The sequence below is a fragment of the Pseudomonas sp. 2VD genome, from assembly GCF_005503585.1.
Lineage (GTDB): Bacteria > Pseudomonadota > Gammaproteobacteria > Pseudomonadales > Pseudomonadaceae > Pseudomonas > Pseudomonas aeruginosa.
This window is the reverse complement of record NZ_SCND01000017.1, coordinates 1-17,846: the sequence shown is the minus strand read 5'-3', so window position 1 is coordinate 17,846 and position 17,846 is coordinate 1. Positions and strand designations below refer to the sequence as shown.

Genomic DNA, 17,846 nt, shown 5'->3' with positions numbered 1-17,846 from the left:
GAGGCAGGGAAACACAAGCGGCCTGCGGAGCGACTTCCGAGACTGCACCCACCTGGCACTCAGGTGGGAGAAAACAATAAATGCAAAATCTCAAACGCGCTGTATTCGCCGGCCTGGTCGCCGGCACGCTTTCCGAAGGGGCGGCCGCGACGGCCGGGGATGGGGGCTTCGTCGAGGACAGCGAACTGCAGTTCCTCGCCCGCACCTACTACTTCAACCGCGACTACCGCGACAGCCCGAACAACGCCGGGCGCAACCGCTTCAAGCCCAGGAGCGAGCGCAACGGCTACCGCGAGGAAACCACCCAGGGCCTGCGCCTCCAGTTCGCCTCCGGCTACACGCCGGGCAGCCTCGGCTTCGGCCTCGACGCCCATGCCATGCTCGGCCTGCAACTGGACAGCGGCGGCGGCCGCACCGGCACCGGCAACCTGCCGGTCGGCGCCGACGGCCATCCCGACCATCGCTACGGCAAGGTCGGCGGCGCCCTCAGGCTACGCCACGGCGAAACCCGCCTGAAGTACGGCCAGACCACCACCAGCGCGCCGGTGTTCGCCGCCAGCAGCAACCGCACGCTGGCCGGCATGGCCTACGGCCTGCTGCTGGAGGACCGCTCGTTCGACGGGCTGCTGCTCGAGGGCGGGCGCTTCACCGCCGCCTCCGGCCCCGGCGAATCCAAGGTCCGTGGCGACATCAGCACCGTCTACGGACGCCTCGGCGCCTATCCGGTGCGCCTCGACGCGGTCGGCTTCCTCGGCGGTCAATGGCAGGCCACGGAGCGGCTGCAACTGTCGCTCTACGCCTCGCGCTTCGACGACATCTGGCAGCAGGCCTATTTCGGCGCCAGCCATCGCCAGCCGCTGGGCGGGGAGCGCGCGCTGCGGGTCGACCTCGACGCCTACCGCACCCGCGACAGCGGCCAGAGCCGCTTCGGCCGCATCGACACCCTGGCCAGCTCCCTGGCCCTGGGCTACGAACAGGGGCCGCAGCGCATCACCCTGGCCTACCAGCGTGTCCATGGCGAGCAGCCGTTCGACTACATGGCCTTCGGCGACGGGCGCTCCAGCGCGTCCATGGTACTGGCCAACTCGGTGGGCTACTCCGACTTCAACGGACCGGGCGAGCGTTCCTGGCAATTACGCTATGACCTGGACCTCGGCGCGCTCGGCCTGCCTGGGCTCAGCCTGCATGCGTTGCATGCCCGCGGCCGTGCCGGGGCCAGCGCCAGCAGTGCCGCCAAGAGCATCTACGCCGGACTCTACGGGCGTGACGGGCGGCACCGGGAAAGCGACCTCGGCTTCGCCTATCGGGTCAAGGCGGGCCCCCTCGCCGGCCTCGCGCTGCGCGCCTCGCAGGCCTGGCACCGGGGCAACGCGAGCTATCTCGACGGCGACATCGACGAAACCCGGCTGGTCGTCGATTACTCCCGCTCGATCTGGTGACGCCCCGGGCCGCGGCGCGGCGTCACTCCGCCGCTTGCGCCACGGCCTTGGCCTTCGCCAGCTTGCCGGCCGCTTCCAGCAGTTCCGGCGCGGCCCACTGCTCGGCGCTGAATTCGCGACGGATCAGGCCGAAACGCTTGGCCGCCTGGATCGAAGCATCCAGCCGGCCAAGGAAGTCGGCGTCCAGGCGCGGCGACAGGGCGTCGCCCAGCTTGCGGCCACGGTACTCGCTCTGCAGGATCACCACCGGGTAGCTGGCCTGCTTCGACACCAGTTCGATGTAGGCGTCGCGGTTCTCCTCGCGGGCCAGCCAGTCCTGGGCCTGCAACTGCACCTTGAGCAGCCGCTCGGTGATGTCCGGATGGGCATCGACGAAGGCTCCGGAGCCGACCAGCAGCGCCTGCAGGGTGCCGGCGCCGTCCAGGTCGCGGGTGCTCAGCGGAATTTCCGCGAGGCCGCGGTCGCGCAGGGCGAACAGTCCGGCCAGGCCCCAGGTGGCATCGATCTGCCTGGCTGCGAGGGCGGACAGGGCGGCGCTGAAGTCGAGGTTGATCACCTTCAGGTCCTTCTCGCTGAGACCGACGCTGGCCAGGGCATTGTCGAACGACAGCTGGCTGGCGGTGCCACGGAAGATGCCTACGCGCTTGCCCTTGAGATCCTCCAGGGTCTTGATCCCGGAGCCCGGCTGCACGCCGAGATAGTGGTTGACCCCTCGCGCGGTAGCGGCCAGCAGGCGGCTGTCCAGGCCTCCGGACTTGCCGATGATCGCCGCCAGGTCGCCGAGGTAGGCGAAGTCCACCTGGCCATTGGCGAACGCTTCGTTGACCACCGGACCGGCGCCCTTGAAGAAGCTCCATTTCACCGCGATGCCGTCGTTGGCGAACTCCTTCTCCAGCAACTGCCGGGTGTAGAGCACGTCGACCACGCCGCCACCCGAGTGCGAGCTGCCGGCGCTGACGTCCGGCACCGCGATGCGGATTTCCTTCGGCGGAGCGGCGCTCGCCAGCGGCACGTAGGCACCGAGCAGGCCGGCGAGGACAGGCACGGCGAACAGACCGAGCAGGGAAGACGTAAGCGCTTTCATGGGGCGGCTCCTTGGAACGGGAAGAGAGGGATTCCCGCCGGGAGCGGGTGAGCGGCTAGCTATGCACAGCGGCGCCTCGAAAATAAATAATAAAAATTCATTTTTTATAACCATAAGCAGTATGACAGGCCGCACGGGCCTCTCCGCGTCATATGCAGCCAGAGCATGGAAAATATTCTCCAAATGCATTTGCCGCTGCCTGGCGCCTTTCTTTAAATGACCCTTCTTAGCGAAAAAACGCATTGATGTGGCGATTTATATTTCCATGAAGAATATCGATAAAACCCTTTCGCCCGCCTGGAGCCGGCCCCTGCCGCGCCTGGCGCCGCCGCCCTCCGCGGCTTTCGCCCGGCGCCTGGGGGACAGCCTGCTGCCCTGGTTGCTGCCGCTCGGGCTGGCGCTGCTGTGGTGGGTCGCCAGCCATCGCCACTGGATGTCGGCCCAGGTGCTGCCGACTCCCGAGCTGGTCTGGCAGAGCGCCCGCGAGTTGCTCGCCGGCGAACTCTGGAGCGAATTGGCGATCAGCCTGCGGCGCCTGGCCTGGGGCCTGCTCGCCGGGGTCGCCAGCGGCGCCGCGCTAGGCGCCTGGCTGGGCTTCAGTCCGCGTGCCGAGCGCCTGGTCTTCCCCACCTTCAGCGCCCTCGCGCAGATCCCCACGCTGGCCTGGATCCCGCTGTTCATGCTGTTCTTCGGCATCGGCGAACTGCTCAAGCTGGTGGTGCTGGTGAAAGCGGTCGTGGTGCCGGTGACCATCCATACCCTGGTCGGCGTGCGCGACGCCCAGCCCAAGCTGCGCGAAGCCGCCGCGGTGCTGCGCCTGCCGCCACGCCTGCTGGTCTGGCGGCTGATCCTGCCGGCGGCGCTGCCGGCCTTCCTCACCGGGCTGCGCCTGGCCCTGGCGCAGGGTTGGACCTCGCTGCTGGCGGTCGAGCTGCTGGCTTCCAGCGAGGGCATCGGCTACCTGATGGTGCAGGGCCGGCAACTGTTCATGCTCGACATCGTGTTCGTCTGCATCCTCGTCATCGGCCTGGTCGGGGTGGGCATGGACCGCGCCATCCAGTGGCTCGACCGCCGCCTGCTGCACTGGCCGCAAGCCGCCACCGGCGAATTCCGCCGGCGCCCGCCGGGACGCGGCTGGCAGCGCCTGCAGGTCTGGCTGCCGCCGCTGGCGCTGCTGCTCCTGTGGCAGTCGGCGAGCAGCGCCGAATGGGTCGATCCGGCGATCCTCGCCAGCCCTCTGGAAGTGGCGCGGGCGACCTGGAGCGGAGCGCTCGACGGCAGCCTGCCGGGCGCCCTGTTCGACAGCCTGAAGCGCACGCTCGGCGGCCTCCTGCTGGGCGGCGGCCTGGGTTTCCTCGGCGGCCTGCTGCTCGGCCTGTGGCGCCCGGCGGAACGCTTCTTCGGCCCCACTTTCGCGGCACTGCGGCAGGTGGCGATCTTCGCCTGGGTGCCGCTGCTCACCGCCTGGTTCGGCCTGGGCGAACCGGCCAAGCTGACGTTCGTCGCAATCGCCGCCTTCTTCCCGCTGCTGCTGGCCACCCAGCGCGGCATCGCCAGCCTGCCGCCGAGCCTCGGCGAGGCGGCCCGGGTGCTGCGCCTGGGTCCCTGGCGACGGCTGCTCCGGCTGGTCCTGCCGGGTGCCGCCCCGTCGGTGTTCGCCGGCCTGCGTCTGGCGCTGATCTACGCCTGGCTGGGAACCATCGGCGCCGAGTACTTCATGCCCTCCGACGGCGGCATCGGCAGCCTGATGATCGGCGCCCAGCAACTGTTCCGCATGGACCTGATCGGTGCCGGCATGCTCCTGGTCGGCCTCACCGGCGCCCTGCTCAATGCTCTCGGCCAACGCATCGAAGCGCGCGCCACGCGCTGGAGACACGCATGAACGCACTCACCGCGCCCGCCACGGGCACCCCGCTGGTCAGCTTCCGCCAGGTGCGCAAGCACTTCGCCGTGGACGGCCGGCGACTGGAAGCGATCCAGCAGTTCGACCTGGAGATCGGCGAGGGCGAGTTCATCGCCATCGTCGGCGCCAGTGGCTGCGGCAAGTCGACCCTGCTGCGCCTGCTGATCGGCCTGGACCGCGACTACGACGGCGAGATCCGCGTCGACGGCCGGCCAATCGCCGGCATCGGCGGCGAACGCGGCATCGTGTTCCAGGAGCACCGCCTGTTCCCCTGGCTGACGGTGCAGCAGAACGTCGCCCTCGGCCTGGTCAACGAAGCCCTTGGCGAAACCGACAAGGCGGCGCGGATCGACGAATACATCCGCCTGGTCGGCCTGCACGGCTTCGAGCGTGCCTACCCGCACCAGTTGTCCGGCGGCATGGCCCAGCGCGTGGCGATCGCCCGTGGCCTGGTGGCCAGCCCGCGCCTGCTGCTGCTCGACGAGCCGTTCAGCGCCCTCGACGCACTGACCCGCCAGCAGTTGCAGGAAGAGTTGCTGGCGATCCGCCGGCGTACCCGTATCACCACCCTGCTGGTCACCCACGACGTCGAGGAGGCGCTCTACCTGGCCGACCGGGTGGTGGTGATGGAGCCGCGTCCGGGGCGGATCAGGCGGGTGGTCGAGGTGGGCCTGGCGCATCCGCGCGAGCGCGGTGGCTTCGACTTCCTGCGCCAGCGCGAAGCGCTGCTGCACGAACTGACCGCCGACGGCGAGTACGTCGCGCCGCCGCCGCGACGGGTGGAAAACCTGCCCTTCGAATTCATCGCTTGCTGAAAAGCCCCTTGCCCTGGCCCTTTCCCCCTGCGGGAAGGGCGGGGGCGAGGGCCCCACCTTCTCCTCCCATCCAGACGAGACCCGCGCATGAGCAAACGCCCCAACTTCCTGGTGATCGTCGCCGACGACCTGGGCTTCTCCGATATCGGCGCCTTCGGCGGCGAGATCGCCACGCCGAACCTCGACGCCCTGGCCATCGCCGGCCTGCGCCTGACCGACTTCCACACCGCCTCGACCTGCTCGCCGACCCGCTCGATGCTGCTCACCGGCACCGACCACCACATCGCCGGGATCGGCACCATGGCCGAGGCGCTGACCCCGGAACTGGAAGGCAAGCCGGGTTACGAAGGGCATCTCAACGAGCGCGTGGTGGCGCTGCCGGAGCTGCTCCGCGAGGCCGGCTACCAGACCCTCATGGCCGGCAAGTGGCACCTCGGCCTGAAGCCGGAACAGACGCCCCATGCACGCGGTTTCGAGCGTTCCTTCTCGCTGCTGCCGGGCGCCGCCAACCACTATGGTTTCGAGCCGCCCTACGACGAAAGCACTCCGCGCATCCTCAAGGGTACGCCAGCGCTCTACGTGGAAGACGAGCGCTACCTCGACACGCTGCCGGAGGGCTTCTATTCCTCCGACGCCTTCGGCGACAAGCTGCTGCAATACCTCAAGGAGCGCGACCAGAGCCGGCCGTTCTTCGCCTACCTGCCGTTCTCCGCGCCGCACTGGCCGCTGCAAGCGCCGCGGGAGATCGTCGAGAAGTACCGCGGTCGCTACGACGCCGGTCCAGAAGCGCTGCGCCAGGAACGCCTGGCCCGGCTCAAGGAGCTGGGCCTGGTGGAAGCGGACGTCGAAGCCCATCCGGTGCTCGCCCTGAGCCGCGAGTGGGAGGCCCTGGAGGACGAGGAACGGGCTAAGTCGGCGCGGGCGATGGAGGTCTATGCGGCGATGGTCGAGCGCATGGACTGGAACATCGGCAGGGTTGTGAACTACCTGCGCCGGCAGGGCGAGCTGGACAACACCTTCGTCCTGTTCATGTCCGACAACGGCGCCGAAGGCGCCCTACTGGAGGCGTTCCCGAAATTCGGCCCGGACCTGCTGGGCTTTCTCGACCGGCACTACGACAACAGCCTGGAAAACATCGGCCGCGCCAATTCCTACGTCTGGTATGGCCCGCGCTGGGCCCAGGCGGCCACCGCACCATCGCGCCTGTACAAGGCGTTCACAACCCAGGGCGGGATTCGCGTGCCAGCGCTGGTGCGCTACCCGCGGCTAAGCCGGCAGGGTGCGATCAGCCATGCCTTCGCCACGGTGATGGACGTCACCCCGACCCTCCTCGACCTCGCCGGTGTCCGCCACCCAGGCAAGCGCTGGCGCGGCCGCGAGATCGCCGAGCCGCGCGGCAGGTCTTGGCTGGGTTGGCTTTCCGGCGAGACCGAGGCGGCCCACGACGAGAACACCGTGACCGGCTGGGAGCTGTTCGGCATGCGTGCGATCCGCCAGGGCGACTGGAAGGCGGTGTACCTGCCGGCCCCGGTGGGCCCGGCCACCTGGCAGCTCTACGACCTGGCCCGCGACCCGGGCGAGATCCACGACCTCGCTGACAGCCAGCCGGGCAAGCTGGCGGAGCTGATCGAGCATTGGAAGCGATACGTCAGCGAGACCGGTGTCGTAGAGGGGGCTTCGCCTTTCCTGGTGCGATAAGCGGAACCTCTCCCCTCGCCCTCTCCCTTCAGGAGGGAACGTCTGGCCAGAAGGTCGGGGAGAGGGGCTACTTCGCCGGGTGGAACGAGGCGACCCGGGTCAGGCCGAGAAACCGCCATCGATGGTCAGGCTGGCCCCGGTGATGTAGGCCGCTTCCGGCCCGGCCAGGTAGGCGACGAAGCTGGCGATTTCCTCGCTGCGGGCGTAGCGCGGCAGCGCCATCAGGCCCTTGAGGGCCTCGGCGAAGTCGCCGTCGTCCGGGTTCATGTCGGTATCCACCGGACCCGGCTGCACGTTGTTCACCGTGATCCCGCGCGGGCCGAGGTCGCGGGCCAGGCCCTTGGTCAGGCCGACCAGCGCCGACTTGCTCATCGCGTAGGTGGCGCCGCCGGCGAACGGCATGCGTTCGGCATTGGTGCTGCCGATGCTGATCACCCGCCCGCCGTCGCCCATGTGCTTGACCGCCGCCTGGGTGGCGACGAAGACGCTGCGCACGTTGATCGCCAGGGTCCGCTCGAAGTCGGCCAGCGGCAGCTCTTCCACCGAACCGAGGGCGAGGACGGCGGCGTTGTTGACCAGGATGTCGATGCGTCCGAAGCGAGCCGCCGCTTCGTCGACGGCGGCGACGAGCGCGGCCGCGTCGGCGCTATCGGCATGCAGGGCCAGGATGCTGGCTCCGGCGCCTTCGAGTTCGGCCGCCAGGGCCCGGGACTTGTCCGCCGAGCTGACGTAGGTGAAGGCGACGCTGGCGCCTTCGGCGGCCAGCCGACGAACGATGGCGGCGCCGATGCCGCGGGAACCGCCCTGGACGAAGGCGACTTTGCCGGCGAGGGATGCAGAGGATACGGACATGGAAATCTCCATCGGAGTGGATAGACAGGCCCCGAGTTTCCGTCGTCCATTGCAGACCTGGTAGCGGGTAATCGCTATATTCAGCCGATACCAATGGTTTATGCGGGCCCTTTCCCATGGAAACCCTCAGCAACATCCAGTGCTTCGTCCGCAGCGCCGAGGCCGGTAGCTTCGCCGAGGCCGCCAGGCGCCTGGGCCTGACGCCGGCCGGGGTGGGCAAGAACGTCGCCCGCCTGGAAAGCAACCTCGGCGTGCGCCTGTTCCAGCGCAGCACCCGGCGCCTGACCCTGACCGAAGCCGGGGAGCGTTTCCTGCAAGAGGTCGGCGGCAGCCTGGAGGGCATCCAGACCGCTCTCGCCAACGTCTCCAGCGTCGGCAACCAACCCAGCGGCACGTTGAAGGTCAGCATGGGGCTGGCCTTCGGCCGCGACTACATCCTGCCGCTGCTCGGCGAGTTCCTCGAACGCTATCCCGACATCGTGCCCGACTGGCATTTCGACAATCGCCAGGTCGACCTCATCGGCGAAGGCTTCGACGCCGCCATCGGCGGCGGTTTCGAACTGCCTCCCGGGGTGGTGGCGCGCAACCTGACGCCGGGCCACCTGATCCTCCTCGCCTCGCCCGCCTACCTCCGCGACAAGCCGCCAATCCGCCATCCAGGCGACCTGGGCGGCTTCGACGGGATCCGCATCCGCTCGCCGCAGACCGGCCGCGTGCGCTCCTGGCCGCTGCGCCGGCGCAACGGCGAGGAGGCGCCGATCGAGCTGCGCGAACGCATGACCATGAGCGACCCGGAAGCCACCTGCGAGGTCGCCGCCATGGGCCTGGGCATCACCCTGGTATGCATGCAGCACGCCTATGCCTACCTGGAGTCCGGCGCCCTGGTGCGGGTCCTGCCGGACTGGTACGTCGACGCCGGCAACACCAGCCTCTACTACGCGGCGAACAAGCTGCTACCGGCCAAGACCCGGGTCTTCGTCGACTTCGTCGTCGACTACTTCCGCCGCCAGGACCTGGCCCGGCGCTTCTCCGCCTTCCCAACCGGCTAGCGCCAGCCATCCGTCGCCTCGGCAAACGGGAAAAGGCCCTGGCACCGGCCTCGCCGGAAAAACGGCAGTTTGACATTACCGATTGGGACTCTAGTTTTAGAAAACGCCGCCGACGAGCTTGGAAGGCGTCTTCCGCACGGTCCCGAGGGACCGCCTGGAAGCCCTGCTCCGATCCGGCACATGGAGTGCAGCATGCGCGAGTCCCTCGGTGTTTCGTTACCATCCCGGCCCCTGCTGCTGAAGCTGGGCCTGCTTTCCCTACCCTGGGCGTTGTGCGCCGGGCTGCATGCCGTCGGCCTCGGCGTCTGGCTGGTCCTGGCGCTCGGTTGGTTCGCCAGCCTGGCCATGCTCGTCCTCCTCCTGCGCGCCCCTCGGCAAGCGGTAGCGAATGCCAACCCGCAGGCGGATGCCGCTTCGCCGGCCTGGAGCGCGGCGCAACGGGCGCTCGCCGACGAAACCGCGCAACTGGACGGTCACGCCCGGCAGATCGACGAACTGCTGCATTCGGCGATCCGCCAGCTCAGCGACAGCTTCCACGGCCTCGCCGAACGCATCGATACCCAGCGCGGCCTGTCCCATTCGCTGATCGAGCGCTACGACGGGCGCGGCCAGGTCGACGAAGGCATCAACTTCCAGGACTTCGTCAGGACCACCCAGCAGACCCTCAGCCTGTTCGTCGAGGCTACCCTGGAAACCAGCCGGACCTCGCAGCAACTGGTGGAACGCATGGACCAGGTGCGCCTGAAGATCACCGAGATCCTGCAGTCGACCCAGGACATGGACGCCATCGCCAAGCAGACCAACCTGCTCGCCCTCAACGCTGCCATCGAGGCCGCCCGAGCCGGCGAGAGCGGCCGCGGCTTCGCCGTGGTCGCCGATGAAGTGCGCGCGCTGTCGACCCGCTCCACGGAGTTTTCCGCCGCCATCCGCAAGCACGTCGACGTGGTCCACCACGAGATCCAGGACGCCGAGAGCGCGATCTCGCAACTGGCCGACAAGGACATGTCCTTCGCCCTCGATTCCAAGCACAAGATCCAGGGCATGCTCGATGACCTGGAGGCGATGAACCGGCACACCCTGAAGGTCATCCACGAACTGGACCGGCTCTCGCTGGAAGTCGGCCAGGGCGTCGACGCGGCGGTCACCGCCCTGCAATTCCAGGACATGGGCAGCCAGTTGCTCGGCCAGATGCGCAAGCACCATGCGCGTCTTGGCGCCTTCGCCCTCGGCCTCGGCGCGCTGGAGGCGCGACCGCGCCAGGAATGGCCCGAACGGGTCGCACGGGAGGTCGAGGAACTGCGCCGGCCCTTGCCCAGCCCGGTGAGCCAGAACAGCGTCAACGTGGGCGAAGTGGAATTGTTCTGAGGGGTATCGATAGCCAATCCGTCTAACCGGATAACTATCCGACGAGAAACCGGCGCCAATAATTGAAATCCACCGGACATTGTCTTTACTGGAACTAGCAAAGGGCCATCAGAGCCCTCCGTCACAGCCACCTGGCACACACCACCTTCGCCGCCGAACTTGGCGCTGCGGTAGGGACACCGTGAGGACGCAAGACCATGGGCAAACCGATTCTGATCGTCGACGACTCGGCGTCTATCCGCCAGATGCTGAGCTTCACCCTGAAGTCCGCCGGCTACGAGGTGGACGAGGCCGCGGACGGCAAGGAAGGCCTCGGCAAGGCCCAGAGCAAGAGCTACAGCCTGGTGTTCACCGACCAGAACATGCCGAACATGGACGGCCTGTCGCTGATCCGCAGCCTGCGTAACCTGGCCGGCTACCGCAGCGTGCCGATCCTCATGCTGACCACCGAATCGAGCGACGCGATGAAGCAGCAGGGACGCAGCGCCGGCGCCACCGGCTGGCTGGTGAAGCCGTTCGACCCGCCGAAACTGCTCGAAGTGACGCGCAAGGTCCTGCCCTGATTCCCGTTCCCCCGCGGGGGAGGTCCCATGCCTCAGGATATGAGCCAGTTTCTCCAGGTGTTCTTCGAGGAAACCGAGGAACACCTGGCCACCCTCGAACTCCTCCTGATCGGTCTCGACCTGGACCGGCCGGACAGCGAGACGCTGCACGGCATCTTCCGCGCCGCGCATTCGATCAAGGGTTCCAGCGGAATGTTCGGTTTCGACGACATCACCGCCGTCACCCACGAACTGGAGACCCTGCTCGACCGCATCCGCTGCGGCCAGATGCACCTGCGGCCGGACATGATCAGTTCCTTCCTCGAAGCCCGCGACGTGTTGCAGCGCCTGCTCGACGCCCATCGCAGCGGCAGTCCCGACCCCGGGGTGCCGTTACTGGAGACGGTCGAGCGGCTGCGCGGCTGGCTGCGGGTGCCGGAGCAGGAAGCGGCGGAGGAAGGCTTCGGCCTGTTCGACGACGCGCCCGCCAGGGAAACCGCGGACGACGATGCCTTCGGCTTCTTCGACGAAGGCCCGGGCGCTCCGGAACGAGCGGCCGCGCCGGAAGCGTTCGGGCTCTTCGACGAGGCGCCCGGCGCACCGGCCGCGAGCGAAGCGTTCGGCCTCTTCGATGAGGCACCGGGTTCCCCACCGGCGGAGGAACGCGCCTTCGGCCTGTTCGACGGCGCCCCCGGCAGCCCCGCCGCGCCCAGTGCGCCCGCGCAAGCCGTCGCCGCGCCGGCCAGGGGCGCAGTCGCGCCCGTGCGTGGCGACGGCGAGTCCGGCTCGATCCGGGTCAGCGTGGAAAAGATCGACAGCCTGATCAACCTGGTCGGCGAACTGGTGATCACCCAGGCCATGCTCGGCCAGCTCGGCGAGCAGCTCGACCCGAGCCGCCACGAGCGCCTGCAGCACGCCCTGGCCCAGCTCGAACACAACACCCGCGACCTGCAGGAGTCGGTGATGTCGATCCGCATGCTGCCGATCAACTTCATCTTCAGCCGCTTCCCCAGGCTGGTGCGCGACACCGCCACGCGCCTGGGCAAGCAGGTCGAGCTGCACCTGCACGGCGAGCACACCGAACTGGACAAGAGCGTGATCGAGAAACTCAGCGATCCGCTCACCCACATCGTCCGCAACAGCATCGACCACGGCATCGAAACGCCCGCCGAACGCCTCGCCGCCGGCAAGCCGGCGAGCGGCACGGTGAAGCTCGCCGCCAGCCACCAGGGCGGCAGCGTGGTGGTGGAGGTTTCCGACGACGGTCGCGGCCTGTCGCGTCCACGCATCCTCGCCAAGGCCCGCGAGCGCAACCTGCCGGTGCATGACGGGATGAGCGACGCCGAGGTCTGGCAACTGGTGTTCATGCCCGGCTTCTCCACCGCCGAGACGGTCACCGAGCTGTCCGGACGCGGCGTCGGCATGGACGTGGTGAAGCGCAACATCGGTGCCATGGGCGGGCGCATCGACATCGACTCGGCGCCCGGCATGGGCACTCGCATCGGCATCCGCCTGCCGCTGACCCTGGCGATCCTCGACGGCCTGATCGTCGCCGTCGAAGCGGTCAACTACGTGATTCCGCTGACCTACATCGTCGAGTCGCTGCAGGCGCGCAGCGACGACGTGCGCGGCCTCGGCGGCGAAGACAACGCGATGATCCGCGTACGCGGCGAGTACCTGCCGCTGTTCAGCCTGCACGAGCTGTTGCGCATCGGCGGCGAAGCGCCGGCGCCGGAGCAGGGCATCGTGGTGATCCTCGAGTCCGAGGGGCGCAGCTTCGCCCTGCAGGTGGACGAACTGGTCGGCCAGCAGCAGGTGGTGATCAAGAGCCTGGAACAGAATTTCCGCCGCGTGGAGGGTATCGCCGGCGCCACCATCATGGGCGACGGCAGCGTCGCCCTGATTCTCGACGTCGATGCGCTGCCACGCCTGGCGGCGCGGGAGGACACCGCCGATGAACGGCACTGAGGCAAGCCAGGCGAACGGCCCGGCGCAGGAATACCTGACCTTCACCCTGGGCCGCGAGGAGTACGCCATCGACATCCTCCGCGTGCAGGAGATCCGCGGCTACGACCAGGTCACCGCGATCGCCAACGCGCCGCCCTTCATCAAAGGCGTGATCAACCTGCGCGGGGCGATCGTGCCGATCGTCGACCTGCGCATCAAGTTCCACCTCGCCGAGGTCACCTACGACCCGTTCACCGTGGTGATCATCCTCAACATCGGCCGGCGCATCGTCGGCGTGGTGGTGGACTCGGTATCCGACGTGATCGCCCTGGGCGGCGACGCGATCAGGCCGCCGCCGGAGTTCGGCGCCAGCTTCGACACCGAATACCTGCTCGGCCTGGCCACCGCGGGCGAGCGCATGTTGATCCTGGTGGACATCGAAAGACTGATGACCAGCCGCGAAATGGCGCTGGTCGACGAAGCCGCGGCCTGAGCGGCGCCAACGAGGGATAGGCAGGGGATATCGAAATGGGTCTGTTCAATGCACATGCGGTGGCGCAGCAACGCGCCGACCGGATCGCCACGCTCCTCCAGTCGTTCGCCGACGGCCAGCTCGACACCGCCGTCGGCGAGGCCCCGGCGCCCGGCTACGAGCGTCTCTACGACAGCCTGCGGGCGCTGCAGCGGCAACTGCGCGAACAACGCGCCGAACTCCAGCAGGTGGAAAGCCTGGAGGCGGGGCTGGCGGAGATGAGCCGCCAGCACGAAGCCGGCTGGATCGACCAGACGATTCCCGCCGAACGCCTGGAAGGTCGCGCGGCGCGCATCGCCAAGGGCGTCAACGAACTGGTGGCCGCGCACATCGCGGTGAAGATGAAGGTGGTCAGCGTGGTCACCGCCTACGGCCAGGGCAACTTCGAGCCGCTGATGGACCGCCTGCCGGGCAAGAAGGCGCAGATCACCGAAGCCATCGACGGCGTTCGCGAGCGCCTGCGCGGGGCCGCCGAGGCGACCTCGGCGCAACTGGCCACGGCGGCCTACAACGCGCGGATCAAGAGCGCGCTGGACAACGTCTCGGCCAACGTGATGATCGCCGACAACGACCTCAACATCATCTACATGAACCGCACCGTCAGCGAGATGCTCGGCCGCGCCGAAGCGGATATCCGCAAGCAACTGCCGAACTTCGACGCCGGCCGCCTGATGGGCGCCAACATCGACGTGTTCCACAAGAACCCGGCGCACCAGCGGCACCTGCTGGCCAACCTCACCGGCGTGCACAAGGCCGAGCTCAACCTCGGCGGCCGGCGCTTCTCCCTCGACGTGGTGCCAGTGTTCAACGACGCCAACGAACGCCTCGGCTCCGCCGTGCAATGGACCGACCGCACCGAGGAACACCGCGCCGAGCAGGAAGTCTCGCAACTGGTGCAGGCGGCGGCCGCCGGCGACTTCAGCAAGCGCGTCGAGGAGGCCGGCAAGGAAGGCTTCTTCCTCAGGCTGGCGAAGGACCTGAACAGCCTGGTGGATACCGCCGACCGCGGCTTGCGCGACGTCTCGCGGATGCTCGGGGCGCTGGCCCAGGGCGACCTCACCCAGCGCATCGAGGCCGACTACCAGGGCACCTTCGGCCAGCTCAAGGACTTCTCCAACGAGACCGCGCTGAGCCTGTCGCGGATGCTCGGGCAGATTCGCGAGGCCGCCGACACCATCAACACCGCCGCCAGCGAGATCGCCAGCGGCAACGCCGAACTGTCGGCGCGCACCGAGCAGCAGGCGTCGAGCCTGGAGGAAACCGCCTCGAGCATGGAAGAACTGACCAGCACGGTGAAGCTCAACGCCGAGAATGCCCGCCAGGCCAACTCGCTGGCGGCCAATGCCTCGGAAGTGGCGACCCAGGGCGGCACCGTGGTGCAGAAGGTGGTCAGCACCATGTCCTCGATCAACGAGTCGGCGCGCAAGATCGCCGACATCATCGGGGTGATCGACGGCATCGCCTTCCAGACCAACATCCTCGCCCTCAACGCCGCGGTCGAGGCAGCCCGCGCCGGCGAGCAGGGCCGCGGCTTCGCGGTGGTCGCTGGGGAAGTGCGCACCCTCGCCCAGCGTTCCGCCGCCGCGGCCAAGGAGATCAAGACGCTGATCTCCGACTCGGTGGACAAGGTGGAGAACGGCAACACCCTGGTGGCCCAGGCCGGACAGACCATGAGCGACATCGTGGTAGCGATCCGCCGGGTCACCGACATCATGTCGGAGATCGCCGCCGCCTCCGCCGAGCAGAGCACCGGCATCGAAGAGGTGAACAGCGCGGTCTCGCAGATGGACGACATGACCCAGCAGAACGCCGCGCTGGTGGAGGAAGCCGCGGCCGCCGCCGAGGCCATGCAGGAGCAGGCGGGCCTGCTCAACCAGTCGGTGGCGGTGTTCAGGCTGGACACTCCGCCGAGCGTGGTCCAGCTCGCCAGCGCGCGGCCGTCCGCGCCACGCCCCAGCGCGCCGGCGCCGCTGGCCCGCAGCGGCATGGCGCGGGCCAGCAAGGCGCGCAAGGAAGACGGCTGGGAAGAGTTCTGAGACCACGCCGCGCCTCCGCCAGGCGGAGGGCGGCAAGCCCTTAGGGTCGACCAGGGAAACCCGACGCCAATGCCCACCTCCACGCCTTCGCCGGTGTTCGGCAACCAGGAGTTCCACTACACCCGCGAGGACTTCCAGCAAGTACGCGAGCGGCTCTACCGGCTGACCGGCATCAGCCTGGCCGAGAGCAAGGCGCAACTGGTCTATAGCCGCCTCTCGCGGCGCCTGCGCCTGCTGCGGCTGGGCAGCTTCGCCGAATATTTCATCCACCTCGACCGCGAGCCGGGCGAGCAGCAATTGTTCGTCAACGCGCTGACCACCAACCTCACCGCATTCTTCCGCGAACGCCACCACTTCCCCCTGCTCGCCGACCTCGCCCGCCGCCAGTTGCAGCGGCATCGCCCGCTGCGCATCTGGTCGGCGGCGGCGAGCACCGGCGAGGAACCCTATTCGATCGCCATCACCCTGGTGGAGGCGCTGGGCAGCTTCGATCCGCCGGTGAAGATCGTCGCCTCGGACATCGACACCGGGGTGCTCGACTGCGCCCGCCTGGGCGTCTATCCGCTGGAACGCCTGGAGCAGATGCCGGCGCCGCTGAAGAAACGCTTCTTCCTCCGTGGCACCGGGCCCAACGCCGGCAAGGCGCGGGTGGTGGAGGAACTGCGGCAACTGGTGGAGTTCCGCCAGATCAACCTGCTGGAAGCGGACTGGTCGATCGCCGGGGAACTCGACGCGATCTTCTGCCGCAACGTGATGATCTACTTCGACAAGCCGACCCAGACCCGCCTGCTGGAACGCATGGTGGCCCTGCTGCGGCCGGAGGGCCTGTTCTTCGCCGGGCATTCGGAGAACTTCGTCCACGCCAGCCACCTGGTGCGGCCCGTCGGCCAGACCGTCTACAGCCCGGCCTGATCGCGATGAATCTCCAGGCCCGGGAAGGCGCGCCGCTGAACCGCTACTACGATCCGTACTTCGCCTGCGATGCGGTGAAGCTGTTGCCCGGCGAATACTTCGCCAGCGGCGAAGACCTGGTGATCGTCACCGTGCTCGGCTCCTGCGTCTCGGTGTGCCTGCGCGACCCGCTCAACGGCATCGCCGGGATGAACCACTTCATGCTCCCCGAGCGCGGCCTCGGCGGCGACCCGGCCTCGCCGTCGGCGCGCTACGGCAGCCACGCCATGGAACTGCTGATCAACCGCATGCTGGCCCTCGGCGCCAGCCGCGAGCGCCTGCAGGCCAAGGTCTTCGGCGGCGGCTCGGTACTGCGCCAGATCAGCGCCGCCATCGGCCAGCGCAACGTCGAGTTCACCCTCGACTACCTGGCCACCGAGCGTATCCCGCTGCTCGCCAGCGACGTGCTGGAGGCCTTCCCGCGCAAGATCTACTTCTTCCCGCGCAATGGCCGGGTCCTGGTGAAGTCCCTGGTGGAGCTGAAGAACGACACCGTGCTGCAGCGTGAACGCGACTACCGCCGCCGTATCGATCGCAACGCGGACGGCGGCCCCATCGACCTGTTCTGACTCTCCGGGAGAGCCCGCCATGCCCATCAGTGTCCTGGTCGTCGACGATTCCGCCCTGATCCGCAGCCTGCTCAAGGAGATCATCCAGGCCGACCCGGAGCTACGCCTGGTCGGCTGTGCGCCGGATGCCTTCGTCGCCCGCGACCTGATCAAGCAGCACGCGCCGGACGTGATCAGCCTCGACGTGGAAATGCCGCGGATGGACGGCCTGACCTTCCTCGACAAGCTGATGAAGGCGCGGCCGACCCCGGTGCTGATGATCTCCTCGCTCACCGAGCGCGGTTCCGAAGCCACCCTGCGCGCGCTGGAACTGGGCGCGGTGGACTTCATCGCCAAGCCCCGGCTGGGCATCGCCGAAGGCATGCAGGCCTATGCCGAGGAAATCCGCGCCAAGCTCAAGACCGTCGCCCGCGCCCGCCTGCGCCGCCGTGCGGCGGACGCGCCGGCGCCGCCGGAAAGCGCAGCGCCGCTGCTCAGCACCGAGAAGATCATCGCCCTCGGCGCCTCCACCGGCGGCACCGAGGCGCTCAAGGAAGTGCTGCTCGGCCTGCCGGCGCACAGTCCCGGAGTGGTCATCACCCAGCACATGCCTCCCGGCTTCACCCGCAGCTTCGCCGAGCGCCTGGATCGCCTGACCCGGCTCAGCGTCAGCGAAGCGCGCGACGGCGACCGCATACTGCCCGGCCACGCCCTGGTCGCGCCGGGCGACCACCACATGGAGGTGCAGCGCTCCGGCGCCAACTACGTGGTGCGTTTGAACCGCCAGGCGCAGGTCAACGGCCACCGCCCGGCAGTGGACGTGATGTTCGAGTCGCTGGCTCGCTGCGCCGGGCGCAACCTGCTCGCCGGCCTGCTCACCGGCATGGGCAAGGACGGCGCGCGCGGGCTCCTGGCGATCCGCCAGGCCGGCGGCTACACCCTGGCCCAGGACGAGGCTACCTGCGTGGTCTACGGCATGCCCCGCGAAGCGGTGGAACTGGGCGCCGCGGAAGACGTGCTGCCGCTCGAACGGATCGCCGCCGCGCTGCTCCAGCAAGCCGCCCGGCGCGGCAGCGGCAACCGCC

General features: G+C 68.5%; 15 protein-coding genes. 13 read left to right on the top strand and 2 right to left on the bottom strand.

All coding sequences use genetic code 11. The features are described 5' to 3' along the window. The first annotated feature begins 80 nt into the window (after positions 1 to 80). Positions 81 to 1,439 (top strand): OprD family porin, encoded by a 1,359-nt coding sequence (locus tag FFS27_RS03480; protein WP_021263247.1) that lies wholly within the window; start codon positions 81 to 83, stop codon positions 1,437 to 1,439. 22 nt (positions 1,440 to 1,461) lie between these two features. Here the strand turns inward: FFS27_RS03480 and FFS27_RS03475 are convergent, their stop codons facing one another. Further along, positions 1,462 to 2,523, bottom strand: coding sequence for an ABC transporter substrate-binding protein (locus tag FFS27_RS03475; protein WP_021263246.1), 1,062 nt, complete (start codon positions 2,521 to 2,523; stop codon positions 1,462 to 1,464). Positions 2,524 to 2,788: 265 nt separating this feature from the next. On the opposite strand from FFS27_RS03475, the gene FFS27_RS03470 reads away from it, so the two are divergent. The 3 genes from FFS27_RS03470 to atsA all read left to right on the top strand — a co-directional run bounded on the left by FFS27_RS03470 (position 2,789) and on the right by atsA (position 6,939). Next, positions 2,789 to 4,405, top strand: coding sequence for an ABC transporter permease (locus FFS27_RS03470; RefSeq protein ID WP_003110981.1), 1,617 nt, complete (start codon positions 2,789 to 2,791; stop codon positions 4,403 to 4,405). Then, positions 4,402 to 5,241: an ABC transporter ATP-binding protein gene (locus tag FFS27_RS03465; protein WP_021263245.1), complete on the top strand. Its 840-nt coding sequence runs from the start codon at positions 4,402 to 4,404 to the stop codon at positions 5,239 to 5,241. The genes FFS27_RS03470 and FFS27_RS03465 overlap by 4 nt, the downstream gene beginning before the upstream one ends. 87 nt (positions 5,242 to 5,328) lie before the next feature. Continuing rightward, positions 5,329 to 6,939, top strand: a complete 1,611-nt coding sequence (gene atsA, locus FFS27_RS03460) for an arylsulfatase AtsA (protein WP_021263244.1) — start codon at positions 5,329 to 5,331, stop codon at positions 6,937 to 6,939. 99 nt (positions 6,940 to 7,038) lie between these two features. Here atsA and FFS27_RS03455 read toward each other — a convergent pair whose 3' ends face one another. Continuing rightward, entirely contained in the window at positions 7,039 to 7,791 is a 753-nt protein-coding gene (locus tag FFS27_RS03455; protein ID WP_003106691.1) for a 3-oxoacyl-ACP reductase family protein, read from the bottom strand. A gap of 116 nt (positions 7,792 to 7,907) precedes the next feature. On the opposite strand from FFS27_RS03455, the gene FFS27_RS03450 reads away from it, so the two are divergent. The 9 genes from FFS27_RS03450 to FFS27_RS03410 all read left to right on the top strand — a co-directional run. After that, the gene (locus FFS27_RS03450) at positions 7,908 to 8,840 is read left to right on the top strand and encodes a LysR family transcriptional regulator (protein WP_003083951.1); all 933 of its coding nucleotides are present in this window, start codon (positions 7,908 to 7,910) and stop codon (positions 8,838 to 8,840) included. A 180-nt stretch (positions 8,841 to 9,020) separates the two neighbouring features. After that, entirely contained in the window at positions 9,021 to 10,205 is a 1,185-nt protein-coding gene (cttP, locus tag FFS27_RS03445) for a trichloroethylene chemotactic transducer CttP (RefSeq protein WP_009875676.1), read from the top strand. A 197-nt stretch (positions 10,206 to 10,402) separates the two neighbouring features. Next, positions 10,403 to 10,768, top strand: coding sequence for a response regulator (locus tag FFS27_RS03440; protein ID WP_003083943.1), 366 nt, complete (start codon positions 10,403 to 10,405; stop codon positions 10,766 to 10,768). A gap of 27 nt (positions 10,769 to 10,795) precedes the next feature. Further along, the gene (locus FFS27_RS03435) at positions 10,796 to 12,715 is read left to right on the top strand and encodes a chemotaxis protein CheA (RefSeq protein WP_012613457.1); all 1,920 of its coding nucleotides are present in this window, start codon (positions 10,796 to 10,798) and stop codon (positions 12,713 to 12,715) included. Then, positions 12,702 to 13,187 (top strand): chemotaxis protein CheW, encoded by a 486-nt coding sequence (locus tag FFS27_RS03430; RefSeq protein WP_003083938.1) that lies wholly within the window; start codon positions 12,702 to 12,704, stop codon positions 13,185 to 13,187. Before FFS27_RS03435 ends, FFS27_RS03430 begins: the two co-directional genes overlap by 14 nt. Positions 13,188 to 13,222: 35 nt before the next feature. Beyond that, positions 13,223 to 15,262 carry an aerotaxis transducer Aer2 gene (aer2, locus tag FFS27_RS03425; RefSeq protein WP_003123817.1) on the top strand — a complete coding sequence of 680 codons (2,040 nt, stop codon included), beginning with the start codon at positions 13,223 to 13,225 and terminating at the stop codon, positions 15,260 to 15,262. A 69-nt stretch (positions 15,263 to 15,331) separates the two neighbouring features. Next, the gene (locus tag FFS27_RS03420) at positions 15,332 to 16,174 is read left to right on the top strand and encodes a CheR family methyltransferase (protein ID WP_021263044.1); all 843 of its coding nucleotides are present in this window, start codon (positions 15,332 to 15,334) and stop codon (positions 16,172 to 16,174) included. Between the two features lie 5 nt (positions 16,175 to 16,179). Further along, positions 16,180 to 16,782: a chemoreceptor glutamine deamidase CheD gene (cheD, locus tag FFS27_RS03415; RefSeq protein ID WP_003102220.1), complete on the top strand. Its 603-nt coding sequence runs from the start codon at positions 16,180 to 16,182 to the stop codon at positions 16,780 to 16,782. A gap of 19 nt (positions 16,783 to 16,801) precedes the next feature. Further along, a partial coding sequence (locus FFS27_RS03410) for a protein-glutamate methylesterase/protein-glutamine glutaminase (RefSeq protein ID WP_034033151.1) occupies positions 16,802 to 17,846 on the top strand: 1,045 nt, incomplete at its 3' end.

Bases quoted from the DNA above. Each gene is read 5' to 3' on its own strand.
- FFS27_RS03475 (WP_021263246.1), bottom strand. From the start codon at position 2,523: ATGAAAGCGCTTACGTCTTCCCTGCTCGGTCTGTTCGCCGTGCCTGTC.
- cheD (WP_003102220.1), top strand. From the start codon at position 16,180: ATGAATCTCCAGGCCCGGGAAGGCGCGCCGCTGAACCGCTACTACGAT.
- FFS27_RS03440 (WP_003083943.1), top strand. From the start codon at position 10,403: ATGGGCAAACCGATTCTGATCGTCGACGACTCGGCGTCTATCCGCCAG.
- atsA (WP_021263244.1), top strand. From the start codon at position 5,329: ATGAGCAAACGCCCCAACTTCCTGGTGATCGTCGCCGACGACCTGGGC.
- FFS27_RS03455 (WP_003106691.1), bottom strand. From the start codon at position 7,791: ATGTCCGTATCCTCTGCATCCCTCGCCGGCAAAGTCGCCTTCGTCCAG.
- FFS27_RS03450 (WP_003083951.1), top strand. From the start codon at position 7,908: ATGGAAACCCTCAGCAACATCCAGTGCTTCGTCCGCAGCGCCGAGGCC.
- cttP (WP_009875676.1), top strand. From the start codon at position 9,021: ATGGAGTGCAGCATGCGCGAGTCCCTCGGTGTTTCGTTACCATCCCGG.
- FFS27_RS03480 (WP_021263247.1), top strand. From the start codon at position 81: ATGCAAAATCTCAAACGCGCTGTATTCGCCGGCCTGGTCGCCGGCACG.
- aer2 (WP_003123817.1), top strand. From the start codon at position 13,223: ATGGGTCTGTTCAATGCACATGCGGTGGCGCAGCAACGCGCCGACCGG.
- FFS27_RS03420 (WP_021263044.1), top strand. From the start codon at position 15,332: ATGCCCACCTCCACGCCTTCGCCGGTGTTCGGCAACCAGGAGTTCCAC.
- FFS27_RS03465 (WP_021263245.1), top strand. From the start codon at position 4,402: ATGAACGCACTCACCGCGCCCGCCACGGGCACCCCGCTGGTCAGCTTC.
- FFS27_RS03430 (WP_003083938.1), top strand. From the start codon at position 12,702: ATGAACGGCACTGAGGCAAGCCAGGCGAACGGCCCGGCGCAGGAATAC.
- FFS27_RS03470 (WP_003110981.1), top strand. From the start codon at position 2,789: ATGAAGAATATCGATAAAACCCTTTCGCCCGCCTGGAGCCGGCCCCTG.
- FFS27_RS03435 (WP_012613457.1), top strand. From the start codon at position 10,796: ATGCCTCAGGATATGAGCCAGTTTCTCCAGGTGTTCTTCGAGGAAACC.